Annotated in this window: 11 protein-coding genes; 3 read left to right on the top strand and 8 right to left on the bottom strand. The window is 71.6% G+C overall.

Features of this window, described 5'->3' with window-relative positions; all coding sequences use genetic code 11:
• Nucleotides 1–40: 40 nt before the first annotated feature.
• The gene (locus SOM08_RS11205) at nucleotides 41–562 is read left to right on the top strand and encodes a GNAT family N-acetyltransferase (RefSeq protein WP_116961020.1); all 522 of its coding nucleotides are present in this window, start codon (nucleotides 41–43) and stop codon (nucleotides 560–562) included.
• A gap of 25 nt (nucleotides 563–587) precedes the next feature.
• Here SOM08_RS11205 and SOM08_RS11200 read toward each other — a convergent pair whose 3' ends face one another.
• From SOM08_RS11200 to SOM08_RS11175, 6 genes are all read right to left on the bottom strand, one after another.
• Complete coding sequence (locus SOM08_RS11200; protein ID WP_116961007.1) at nucleotides 588–1577, bottom strand: N(4)-(beta-N-acetylglucosaminyl)-L-asparaginase; 990 nt, start codon at nucleotides 1575–1577, stop codon at nucleotides 588–590.
• 54 nt (nucleotides 1578–1631) lie between these two features.
• The gene (locus SOM08_RS11195) at nucleotides 1632–2690 is read right to left on the bottom strand and encodes an extracellular solute-binding protein (RefSeq protein WP_116961006.1); all 1059 of its coding nucleotides are present in this window, start codon (nucleotides 2688–2690) and stop codon (nucleotides 1632–1634) included.
• 63 nt (nucleotides 2691–2753) lie between these two features.
• The gene (locus SOM08_RS11190) at nucleotides 2754–3644 is read right to left on the bottom strand and encodes an ABC transporter permease (protein ID WP_322468945.1); all 891 of its coding nucleotides are present in this window, start codon (nucleotides 3642–3644) and stop codon (nucleotides 2754–2756) included.
• The gene (locus SOM08_RS11185; RefSeq protein ID WP_322468944.1) at nucleotides 3641–4702 is read right to left on the bottom strand and encodes an ABC transporter ATP-binding protein; all 1062 of its coding nucleotides are present in this window, start codon (nucleotides 4700–4702) and stop codon (nucleotides 3641–3643) included. Before SOM08_RS11185 ends, SOM08_RS11190 begins: the two co-directional genes overlap by 4 nt.
• Nucleotides 4703–4704: 2 nt before the next feature.
• The gene (locus SOM08_RS11180) at nucleotides 4705–5565 is read right to left on the bottom strand and encodes an ABC transporter permease (RefSeq protein ID WP_322468943.1); all 861 of its coding nucleotides are present in this window, start codon (nucleotides 5563–5565) and stop codon (nucleotides 4705–4707) included.
• On the bottom strand, nucleotides 5562–6509 hold the full coding sequence (locus SOM08_RS11175; RefSeq protein WP_245981149.1) for a MurR/RpiR family transcriptional regulator: 948 nt from the start codon (nucleotides 6507–6509) through the stop codon (nucleotides 5562–5564). Before SOM08_RS11175 ends, SOM08_RS11180 begins: the two co-directional genes overlap by 4 nt.
• Before the next feature lie 202 nt (nucleotides 6510–6711).
• On the opposite strand from SOM08_RS11175, the gene SOM08_RS11170 reads away from it, so the two are divergent.
• Complete coding sequence (locus SOM08_RS11170) at nucleotides 6712–7113, top strand: hypothetical protein (RefSeq protein ID WP_322468942.1); 402 nt, start codon at nucleotides 6712–6714, stop codon at nucleotides 7111–7113.
• Nucleotides 7114–7190: 77 nt separating this feature from the next.
• Nucleotides 7191–9260: a TonB-dependent receptor gene (locus tag SOM08_RS11165; RefSeq protein ID WP_322468941.1), complete on the top strand. Its 2070-nt coding sequence runs from the start codon at nucleotides 7191–7193 to the stop codon at nucleotides 9258–9260.
• Here the strand turns inward: SOM08_RS11165 and SOM08_RS11160 are convergent.
• Nucleotides 9250–10395: an ABC transporter permease gene (locus tag SOM08_RS11160; protein WP_322468940.1), complete on the bottom strand. Its 1146-nt coding sequence runs from the start codon at nucleotides 10393–10395 to the stop codon at nucleotides 9250–9252. The two genes, SOM08_RS11165 and SOM08_RS11160, sit on opposite strands and share 11 nt — an antisense overlap.
• Nucleotides 10392–11576, bottom strand: coding sequence for an ABC transporter permease (locus SOM08_RS11155; RefSeq protein ID WP_181936590.1), 1185 nt, complete (start codon nucleotides 11574–11576; stop codon nucleotides 10392–10394). The genes SOM08_RS11160 and SOM08_RS11155 overlap by 4 nt, the downstream gene beginning before the upstream one ends.
• Nucleotides 11577–11599 lie beyond the last annotated feature (23 nt).

Below are 11599 nucleotides of genomic sequence, written 5' to 3'. Positions count from 1 at the left end.
GCCCCTGCGCCCACCGGCCTTCGCGCCACGCTTTGCCTTCATGCCCGCCGCGCCTTCCTGGACCATCCGCTCCCTGCTCCCCGACGACCTGAACGACCTGCTGGACCTGCAGGCCCAATGCTTTGGCGAGGACTTCCTCGAAAGCGCCGAGGTCTACGCGCGGCGGCTGGCCAGCGACCACCAGCAGTCGCTGGGCATCGCCTGCGAGCGCACGCGCGCGCTGCGCGCCTACGCGGCGGCCTACTGGTCGGACCCCGGCAAGGTCACGCCCTTCGACGGTGACTTCCTGCCGCCGCGCGCGCACCAGCCCGTGCTCTACCTGCACGACGTGTCGGTGGCGCCCGAGTGGAGCGGGCGCGGCGCGGCGGGCGCGCTGCTCGGCGCCCTCTTCCAGCGCGCCCGCGCGCGCGGCGTGCGCCAGGCCGCGTTGGTCTCGGTGCAGGGCTCGCAAGCCTACTGGGCGCGCCACGGCTTCACGCGGCGGGCCGTCACGGATCCGCAGCAGCAGCGCCACCTGCTCAGCTACGGCGAGGACGCGGCCTACATGGTTGCGCCGCTCTGAGACCGCAGCGCCCAGCGGCGTTCATTCAGCCGGGCATCCCGTCGGGTCGCGTGTAGACGCTCATCGCGCCTTTCTTGCGGGTCACCTGGGGCGTGATCTCCACGATCTCGGCCGGAAAGGCCTGGGGCGCGTCCATGCCGGGCGTCCACAGCCAGTAGTGGTTGCCCTCCATGCCGTTGACGGCGACCACGCGGTGGTTGCCGCGGTTGTCGATGGCGTGGATGGTCACGCGGTTGAGCAAGCCGCCCTGCAGGGCCCGCATGTCGTTGATGGCCTCCTCCACCGCACGCCCGACCGACATGCCCATCTTCATGTACAGCACCACGGCGCGCGAGGTGCCCGCGCGGATGGTCATCTCACCCGCGCCAGTGCAGGCGCAGGCGCCATAGCGGCTGTCGGCGTAGGAGCCGGCGCCGATGATGGGGCTGTCGCCCAGGCGGCCGGGGTACTTCCAGCCCCAGCCCGAGGTGCTGGTGCCGCTGACCAGGTGGCGCTCGGCGTCCTGCGCGAGGAACACCGTGGTGTCTTTGCCGATCTCGGGGTCGACGGCGTCGTGGCAGTAGCGCTCCAGCGCCACTTCGGGCCAGCGGCGCCGGTCCTCTTCGCTCACCTCGGCTTCGAACCAGCGCTGCCAGGCGCCGCGCGAGCGCTCGGTCAGCAGCTCGATGCGCTCGGCGCCGATCTCCGCCGCGAAGCGCTCCGCGCCCGCCCCGATGAGCAGTTCGTGCGGCAGGCGCTCCAGCACCTGCCGCGCCACGCGGATGGGGTGGCGAAAGCCCTTGAGCCCGCCCACCGCGCCGGTGCGCAGGCTGGTGCCGTGCATGGCCGAGGCGTCGAGTTCGACCTCACCCAGCAGGTTGGGCCAACCGCCTCGCCCGACGGTGCAGACCTCCTCGTCGTCTTCCACCAGCTCAATGCCGGCTTCCAGCGCATCCAGGCCGGGCGCGCCCGCCGCCAGCAGGCGCGCGGCCGTGGGGATGCCCGACTTGCCTTCGTTGTTCGCAATAACAATCACAGTCAATTCCCATGGCGCGCGGCTCTGCGCCGCGCGCGCGGTTCAGCGATCGCGTCAGAGACCGACGCGGAAGTCCTTGGTCCAGAAGGCCAGCAATGCGGCCTTGTTCTTCATCAGCAGCTCGAAATCGACCTGGGCCAGGCGGTCCAGTTCGGCCCGGCTGAAGCCCACGGACTCGGCCAGCGAGGGCGGCAGCTCCGCGTTGGCCACCGTGGGCGCGTAGCCCATGGTTTCCGCGAAAGCCCGCTGCGCGCGCGCGTCCAGCATGGCATTGAGGTAGCCCATGCCGCAGGCGCCCACCCGGCTGCCGGCCGCCACGGCGGCCTCGAAAGTCGCGGGCAAGGCCCCTTCGCGCGGAAACACGAAGGCCAGTGGCAGGCCGGCCTTCTTCCACTGCAGCGCGCGCGCCTTCCAGGTCACCGTGGCCCAGATCTCGCCACTCTTGAGCGCGCTGGCCAGGGCGTCGACCGAGGGGTAGACCTTGGGTTTGTTGTTCTTGAACTCGCGCAGGAAGTTCTGGCCGGCCGCCAGGTCGCTCGCGCCCTTGCCCGAGGCCAGCGAGCCGGCCAGGGTCAGGTAGTCGTACTGGTCGTCCACCACGCCCACCCGGCCGGCGAGGGAGGCATCCAGCAGCGCCGCCAGGCCGGTGGGCGCGGTTTTCACCTTCTCGGTGTCGTACACCAGCACCAGCGCGCTGAAGATGTGCGGCACCGCGTAGCTGCGCGACAGGCCGGGCAGCACATGCTTCAGATTGGGCACCAGCGCCTTGTCGATGGCCTGGGTCGTGCCTTCGGCGAACATCTGGTACATGTCGTTGTCGCGCAGCAGCGAGACGTCCAGCGTGGCCCGCCGGGCGTTGCGCTCGGCGCGCATCTTGGTCTGGCGCGTCAGCGCGGCGCCCACGTCGTAGACCACCTCCAGCTGCGCGGCCTTGGCCAGCGGGTCGATGTTCTCCTGCAACAGGCGCTGGTAGTCACCGCCCCAGGTGCCCACCACCACGCGGCCCGAACAGGCCTCGCCGGCGGCCAGGGCCGGCCGGCCGGCCAGGCCCAGGGCCGGGGCCAGGGCGATGGCGCCAGCCCCTTGAATGAATCGACGACGGATCAGTCTCATGAAACACACTCCTGTTGGTGGTTGAGGTGGGGAGGGAATGGCTCGCTGCGGGCCCCGGCGGGCTCAGCCGCCCATGGTTCGCCGGTAACGGCGGTGGATGAATCCGTTGGACAGCACGGCCATGGCCAGCGTGACGGTCACCAGCACCCAGGCCAGCGCCGAACCGAAGCCCCAGTTGGCGGCTTTGGTGATCTGGTCGTAGAGGGCCGGCGCCATCATCGTGAGGCCCGTGCCACCCAGCAGCACCGGCGTGGCATAGGCGTTCATGCAGAGGATGAAGACGAGCACCGTGCCGGCGGCCACGCCGGGCGCGGCCATGGGCAACAGCACGCGCCAGAAGGTGGTGAAGAAGTTCGCCCCCAGGTTCTGCGCCGCCTCCTCGACCGAGAAGTCGATCCCCTCCAGCACGCTCTGCAGCGCCAGGATCAGGTAGGGCAACACCACGCCCGTGGTGCCCAGGATCACCGCCAGCGGCGTGTAGAGCAGCTTCACCGGCGCCTCGCTCAGGCCCAGGCCGGTCAACACCGCGTTGACGATGCCGGCGTTGCCCAGAATCACCATCCAGCCCGCCGCGCGCACCACCCCACCCACCATCAGGGGGAACACCAGCAGCACGATGAACAGGCTCTTGCGCGGGCTCTGCGTGCGCGCCAGGAAGTAAGCCACCGGGAAGCCCAGCAGCAGCGCCGCCAGGGTGCATACGGCCGAGACCCAGAGCGTGTCGAACAGCACCCGGTGGTAGTAGGGGTCGGTGAAGAACAGCGCGTAGTTCGCCAGCGTGTAGCCGCTGGCGGCGTCGGTGCCGGGCGTGGCGTCGGCGCGCAAACTGCCCAGCAGCAGCAACAACATGGGCGCGAGCACCACCAGCAGCACCACCAGGGAGGCGGGAAAGGCCAGGCCGGGTCCGGTCAGGGCCAGGGCGCGGCGCGGCGGGGGCGTGAGGTGCGGGCTCATCGGTCGAACAACATGCAGTCTTGCGGGCGGAAGCAGGCGTAGGCGGGCCGGCCGACTGCGATCTGCCCGGGGTCGAAACCGCCGTCCACGTGGTTGGCCAACTGGCTGGTCACGGTGGCGCCATCCGCCAGCAGCGCCTTCACCTCGATGTGCGCGCCTAGGTAGCTGATGGCCTGCGGCGTGCAGGCCAGCGCGTTGCCGCCCGCCATCGGCTGCGCTGCCAGGCGCAGCCGTTCCGGCCGTATGCCCAGGTGGGTGGCGCCGCGCGGCGCCGTGTCGGTGGCCATCACGGTTCCGGTCTCGCTGACGAAGCGGTCCGGCCCCTCGGCCCGACCGGGGAACAGGTTCATGCGGCCCAGGAACTCGGCCACGAACAGGTTGGCCGGGCGCTCGTAGAGCTCGCGCGGCGCGCCCACCTGCTGCACGATGCCGTCGTGCATGATGGCCATGCGGTCGGAGATGGCCAGGGCCTCCTCCTGATCGTGCGTCACGAACACGGTGCTCAGGCCCAGGCGCTGCTGCAGCGCGCGGATCTCCTCGCGCACCTCCAGCCGCAGCTTGGCGTCCAGGTTGGACAAAGGCTCGTCCAGCAGGAAGACGCGCGGCTGGATGGCCAGCGCCCGCGCGATGGCCACGCGCTGCTGCTGGCCGCCCGAGAGCTCGCGCGGATAGCGCGTGCGCAGGTGGCCCATGCGCACCAGCTCCAGCGCCTCACCGATGCGCGCGCCGCGCGCCGCCGCCGGCACTTTGTGCATCTCCAGGCCGAAGGCCACGTTCTGCTCCACCGTCATGTGCGGGAACAGCGCGTAGCGCTGGAACACCATACCCGTGTGGCGCTTGTGCACCGGCAGGCGGGTGATGTCGTCGTCGCCGACCAGGATGCGCCCCGCCGTGGGAGCGATGAAGCCGGCGATCATGCGCAGCGTGGTGGTCTTGCCGCAGCCGCTGGGGCCCAGGAAGGTCACCAGCTCGCCGTCGTCGATGTCCAGGGAAAAATCGGCCACCGCAGTGGTGGGACCGAAGCGCTTCTGAAGGTTCTGCAGGGAGACGCGGGCCATGGCTACACCACTTGACTGAGTTTGACGTACCGGTCGGTGAGCAGCATCACCGCCCCGAGCAAGAGCACCTGCACCGACGAGACCGCGGCGATCGTCGGGTCGAGGTTGAATTCGAGGTACTGCATGATCGCGATGGGCAGCGTGGTGCGCCCCGGACCGACCAGCGAAAGCGAGAGCTCCAGGTTCTCGAACGAGACGATGAAGCTGAACAGCGCGGCGGCCACGATGGAGGGCCGCAGCATGGGCAGCGTGATCCGCAGGAAGGCCACGCCGCTGCTGGCACCCAGGTTGCGCGCCGCCTCGGCGATGGACGGGTCCAGGCCCAGCAGGCCGGCCGACACCAGGCGCACCGTCCAGGGAATGGTCAGGCACACGTGGGCCAGCACCAGGCCGGTGTAGGTGCCGACGATGTCCTGGTCCAGCACGCTCTCGGCGCGCAGGTAGAACAGGTAGACCGCGACGCCGACGATGATGCCGGGGATGAGCAGCGGCGACAGCAGCAGGGTGTTGACCCATTCGCTGCCCGCGAAGCGGTGGCGCACGATGCCCACCGCCGCCATCACGCCAACGACCACGCCGATCAGCGCCGCCACCAGCGCCACCTGGAAGCTGAAGATGAAACCCTGGCTGAAGGCCTTGTCCTGCCAGGCCTTGAGGTACCAGTCCAGCGTGTAGCCCGAGGGCGGGAAGTGCAGGATCGCGTCCTGGAAGAAGCTCAGCCAGACCACGAAGATCAGGGGCGCGAGCATGAACAGGTAGACCAGCCACACCAGGCCGAGGTGCAGCACGCGCGACCAGCGCAGCAACGACAGGGCGTCACCCGCGCGCCGCCAGCGCGCGGACAGCGAAGCGGGGGCGCTCATGGCGCGCGCCTGGTGTTGGGCGCGGCCGGCTCGGGCTCGAGCTGGCCGGTCTCCTGGTAGAGCCAGGGCAAGGTCGATTGCGTCATGGACGCGGCCGAGCCCGCGGAGTGCGCGACGCGGTGCGCCACCGCGCCGCACAGGCCCTGGATGACCGACAGCACGACCGCGTCCGAATTGGCGGCCATGCGCCGGTAGGCGTTGATCAGCAAGGTGGTGTGCGCCAGCCGGGCCAGGGGCGAGGACGGCGTGTCGGTCAGCGCCAGCACGCGCGCGCCGTTGTCGCGCGCGATGCGCGTCAGCGCCACGGTGTCGCGCAGGTAGCGCGGAAAGGCGATGGACACCACCACGTCCTTGGCGCCCAGGTCGTGCAGGCGGCGCGCGGCGTTGGCCGGCCCCGCCGCCGTGGCCAGGGACTGCACATCGCCCAGGTAAGGGGTCAGGCCGTACTCCAGCTGCGCGGCAAGCTGGGCGCTGCTGCCGAAGCCCAGCACGTACACACGCCGTGCCGCCACCAGGGCGCCCACCGCGTCGTTGCAGGCCTTGCCGGTCAGGGTGCGCTGGGTGGCGCGCAGGTTGTCGATGTCGGTCTCCAGCGCCGACAGCACCACATCGTGCGAGCTGGCCGGCGAGGCCAGCGCGTCGCGCAGGCGCTCGACTGGCGCCATCGTGGCCTGGAACTCCCGCACCATGGCCGCGCGGAACTGGGGGTAGCCGTCGAAGCCCAGCGCGCGCGCGAAGCGGTTGGCCGAGGCCGCCGACACGCCGGCCGCCTGCGCGATCTCCTCGATGCGCATGGTGGCCGCGCGGAACAGCTCGTGGTTGACGAATTCGGCCAACTGCCGCTGCGCGCCGGTGAGCCGGGGCAGGGCCGCCGCGATGCGGGCCTGTATGCCGGGGTCGGCGGCGGGCGGCGCGCTGGCGCGGGCGGCTTGTCTCTGGGTCATGGTCTTCCTGCCAATGGCGGGCGCGTGCTCAGCGCTTCGCCGGTTTGAAATTATTTTTTCACAGAATATCAAATGTGAAATAAAACTTCCAATGAAATTTTCAGCCGGTCGCGCGCACGCCGACCGCCGCGAGACCCAGAACGCCACGCCGCTCCAGTGGGCCCGCCAGGGGCCGCGCGGGCGCTGCCTACAATCCGCGCCCATGCCATCCGCTCCTCTGCGCCGCCGCCTGAGCTGGACACTCGTCCTGCTGGCCTGGCTCATGCAGTTGGGCTTACCGGTGGCGCACGCCGCCATGGCGGGCGCGCCCGGTGGCGCGATGGCCGCCTGGTGCGGCGAGCCGGCGAATGCGCGCGAGGCCGCCGCCTCTTTGCCGGACGAGATCCGCGACGCGCTCGCGCGCGACGCCATCGGTGCCGATCACCTGGCCAGCTGCGCCCAACTGTGCGCGGTCGGCACCACGCCGGCTCCCTGGCCCGCGCCAGGCGCCACCCCGCTGCCGGGGGTAGCGGGCGAGACGCTGGCACCGGCGCCAATGGCGCCGATCGCGGCGCGGCGGCAGGCCCTGCCGCCGCCGCCGCGCGGCCCGCCCGCGCGGGCCTGACGCCTCGCCCCGCCACGGCGGCCGGCCTGCGGGCCTGCCGGCTGTGCTGCGTTCCGAACACCAGCGAAAGACACACCATGAACCGCCCGTCCCACGCCGCGCTGTGCGCGGCCGTGCTGGCCCCCTGCGCGCTCGCCCAGGCCCAGCCCGCCCCTCTGCCCCCCTCGCCGACCCAACTGGCCCCTGTCGTCATCCAGGCCAGCCCGTACACCGATACCGCCAGGGAAGCCCTGGAAGCCGAGCAGGCCCTCACGCCCGGCGGCGTATCGCTCATCGATGGCGAGGCCCTGCGCCAGCGCAGCGTCACCAACCTGGCCGACATGCTGCGCTACGTGCCCGGCCTGTGGGCGGCCGGCGGCGCCACCGGCGATTCGGCCTTCCTCTCCAGCCGCGGCTCCAATCTGGACGCCACCAACTACGATGGCAACGGCATCAAGTTGCTGCAGGACGGTCTGCCGGTGACGGCCGCGGACGGCAACAACCACAACCGCCAGGTCGATCCGCTGTCGGCGCGCCACGCCGTGGTGGCCCGCGGTGCCAACGCGCTCACCCACGGGGCCAGCACGCTGGGTGGCGCCATCGACTTCGTCACGCCCACCGCGCGCGACGGCGCGCCGAACGAGCTGCTGCTCCAGCTGGGCAGCCACGGCCAGCGCCAAGGGCTGCTGACGCTGGGCACCACCTCCGGCGACTTCGATGGGCTGGTCACCGCCGAGACGCGGCGCTACGAAGGCTTTCGCGAGCACCAGCGGCAGCAGCGCACCGCCTTGTACGCCAACGGCGGCTGGCAACTGGGCGAGCGGGTGCAGACGCGCGTCTACCTCACCCAGATCGACAACGATCAGCAGTTGCCCGGCGCGTTGACGCGCCAGCAGTGGCTGGACGACCCGCGCCAGGCCGAGGCAGCGGCGGTCGCCGGCAACTACCGCTACAACGTGCGGACCTGGCGCCTAGCGAACAAGACGGTCTGGGACATCGACGCCGACAGCCAACTGAGCCTGGGCTTGTCGCTGGAGAACCAGAACCTCTACCACCCCATCGTCTACGCCCCGCCGTTCTTCTCGCTGCTCATCGACACCGAACAGCGCACGGCCGGCAGTTCGGCGCGCTACCAGCGCCGCCTGGGGACACATGAGCTGCTGTTGGGCCTGAACTGGGCCCGCACCACGGTCGAAGGCGGCAACTTCAGCTATGTGCCTGGCGGCGCGCAGACGCGCTTCGCCGTGGTCGACAACCGGGCCGACAGCCTGGAGCTGTTCGCAATGGACCGCTGGCGCTTCGCGCCGAACTGGACCGCCGTCTACGGTGCCCAGGCCGTGTCCACCGGCCGCGAGCTGACCGGCGACGGCCTCAAGGGCCGCTACGACAGCGTCAACCCGCGCGTGGGCCTGATCCGCCAGCTCGCGCCGGACGCGCAGCTGTTCGCCAACCTCAGCCGCGTCTACGAAGCGCCGACGCTGTACGAGCTGAAGGACGAAACGCCCGGCGGCCCGCCGAACACCCTGCTGGACGCCATGAGCGGCACGGTGGTCGAGGTGGGCGCGCGCGGCCAGCAGGCCCTGGGCCGGGGCGACCGCTGGCGCTGGGACGTGGCCATGTACTACACCCGCTTGCGCAACGAGATCCTCTCGCGCGACAACCCCAGCGCACCGGGCACCAGCCTGTCGATCAACGCCGACAACACGGTGCATGCCGGTGTCGAGGCCCTGGTCGGCGGCAGCTTCGCGATCGGCGACGGCGGCGACTACCGCATCGAGCCGCTGGCCAGCCTCACGCTCAACCACTTCCGCTTCCGCCACGACGCCCTCTACGGCAACAACCGCTTGCCGGCCGCACCCACGCTCGCGCTGCGCGCCGAGCTGCTGGCGCGCCACGCCAGCGGCTTCTTCTTCGGCCCCACGCTGGACATCGTCGGCAAGCGCTGGGCCGACTTCAGCAACACCTACCGTGTGGATGGCTACACGCTGTGGGGCCTGCGCGCGGGCTGGACCGGCAAGGACTGGGAGGTCTTCGCCGAGGCGCGCAATCTGGCCGACAAGAACCACGTGTCGTACTTCAGCGTGCGCGACAGGGCCGGCACCAACGACGCCATCCTGCAGTCCGGCGAGCCGCGCTCGTTCTACGTCGGCGCGCGCCTCAGGTTCTGAGCGCGCGGTCCCGGCCACGGCCCGCCGCCAGCAGCGCGGCGGGCACGGCCAGCGCCAGAAGCCACCCGATCAGCGGCATCACATCGCCCAGCGAGGCGCCCATCTGGTTCAGCCGCAGCGAGGCCTGGATGCCCGCCGTGCTGGGAATGAGCCAGCGCAGCCACTGCAGCGCCGTGGGCATGGCCTCCACCGGCCACGAAAAGCCGGAGAGGAAGGCCATGGGCAACGCCGTGAACAGCAGCACCTGCAGCGCGCGCTCGCGGTCGCCGAACCAGCGGCCCAGCGCCAGGCCGGCCAGGCACACGGCGGGGATGTAGGCCAGCAGCAGCACCAGGGCGCCACCGGGGTTGGCGCCGCGCGGGAAGTCCTCGATCAGGAAGACCCAGCCGAAGTAGAACAGCCCGCTGAGCCAGCCCACGCCGCACAGCGCCAGCACCCGGCCCGCCCAGGCCGCCGCGCCCGCGCGCAGGCGGCCCGCCTCGGCCAGCGTGCCGGCCAGCATGGCCGAGCCCATCAGCAGGGTCTGCTGCAGGATCAGCAGCGCCACGGCGGGCACGACGTAGTCGCCGTAGCCCTCGGTGGGGTTGAACAGCGGCACCATCTGAAGGTTGACCGGGCTGCGGCTGGCCTGGGCCTGCAGCGCGGGCTGGCCGCGCGCTTCGAGCTTGCGGATCTCCACCCCGGCCGACACCGTGCCCACGGCCTCGGCGAAGCCGTAGAGCACGGCCTTGTTGAGCAGCGCATAGGCGCCGTTGGCGTGCACCCCGACCACGGCCGGCGTGCCGCGCACCACGCTGCGCTTGAGCTCGCGTGGCAGCACGGCGTAGCCCTCGATCTCGCCGCGCCACAGGGCCTGGCGCGCGTCCTCCTCGTTGCCGCCGACCCAGCGCACGTCGATGCGCGGGCTGGCCGACGCGAAGCGGGTGATCTGGCGCGACAGGCCGCTGCGGTCCAGGTCGACCACCGCCACCGACACGCGCGTGACGGCCTGGTGCGCGTAGGGCCAGGGATAGAAAAAGCCGTAGAGCACCGGCGCGCCCACCAGGATCAGCAGGATGCCCGCGTCGCGCGAGAGCGCGCGCAGGGTGGCGAGCCAGTGGTCCGCCAGCTCGCGCCAGAAGCCCGGCCCGCTCATCGCCCCCCCCATCGGTGCGGGTAGCGGCTGGCGCCCATCAGCGGCCAGACGCAAGCGGCCAGCAAGGCCGCCGTGGCGAGCCCGAACACCGCCAGCGTGGGCGCGCTGAGCGACACGGGCGCGCCCATCTGCAGCTGCTCCATCTGCAGGCGGATGTAGTGGGTGTAGGGCAAGGCCTCGGCCCAGGCGCGCGCGCCGGCCGGCATGGACTGCAGCGGAAAGCCCACGCCGCTGAAGGCGAAGGCCGGCGCCGTGATCAGCCCCGTGGCCGACAGGGCCGTGCGCAGCGAGGCGGTGGCCGACGCCACCAGCGCGCCCAGACCGATGGACAGGGCCAGCAGGGCCGCGAGCGCCAGCCAGACCCAGGACAGGTGCCCGGCCGGGTGCCAGCCGCGCCCACCGGTCAACCAGAGCAGGCCCGCGCTGGCCACGCCCAGCAGCAGCAGCCAGGCCGGCGCCAGCTTGCCCAGCAAGGCGCCGGCCGTGGCCGCGGGCGACGGCGCCACGCCGAGCCAGGACCAGACCGTGCCGTCGCGCAGCTCGCGCCCCACGGCCCAGGCGCCGGCCGTCATGGCCAGGATGTGCAGCAGCGCGGGAATGAGCGCGGCCGCGAGGAACTGTTCGTAGTTCAGCGAGGGGTTGAACAGCGTGACCATGTCGACCTTGATCGGCTCCATGGCCACGCGCACGCCGCGCGCCGGCTCGCCGCGCTTCTGGCGCGCCGCCATCTCCACGCCGGCCGACAGCGTGCCCACCACCGTGCGCACGTCGCGCTGGATCAGGCCCGAGTGCGTGCCGAGCTGCGCGTTGTGCAGCAGCGTGAGCTGGGCCGCGCGGCCCAGCTTGAGCTCGCGCGAGAAGCCGCTCGGGATGAGCACCACGGCGTGCAGCTCGCCCCGGGTGAGCGCGCCAGCCGCGGCGTGCGGATCGGGCAGTTGCCGCGCCACGCGCAGGCCTGGCGTGGCGTCGAGGAAGCGCACCAGTTGGCGCGACATCGCGCTGTGGTCCTGGTCGAGCACGCCGATCGGCAGCTGGGTGGGCAGCCCGGCCGAGAACAGCCACCACAGCAGCGCCACACCCGCCAGCGGCACCCAGCTGAGCATGGCCAGGTCCCAGGGGCTGGCGCGCAGGCGCGCCCATTCGCGCGACCACGCCTGCGTGAAGGCCCGGGTAAAGCGCATGGCCCTCGCCTGCCGATCACATC

This window comes from Hydrogenophaga sp. SNF1, from assembly GCF_034421675.1.
GTDB lineage: Bacteria > Pseudomonadota > Gammaproteobacteria > Burkholderiales > Burkholderiaceae_C > Hydrogenophaga > Hydrogenophaga borbori.
Note: the sequence above shows the minus strand (reverse complement) of the source record. Positions and strands in the feature narration are given on the sequence as shown.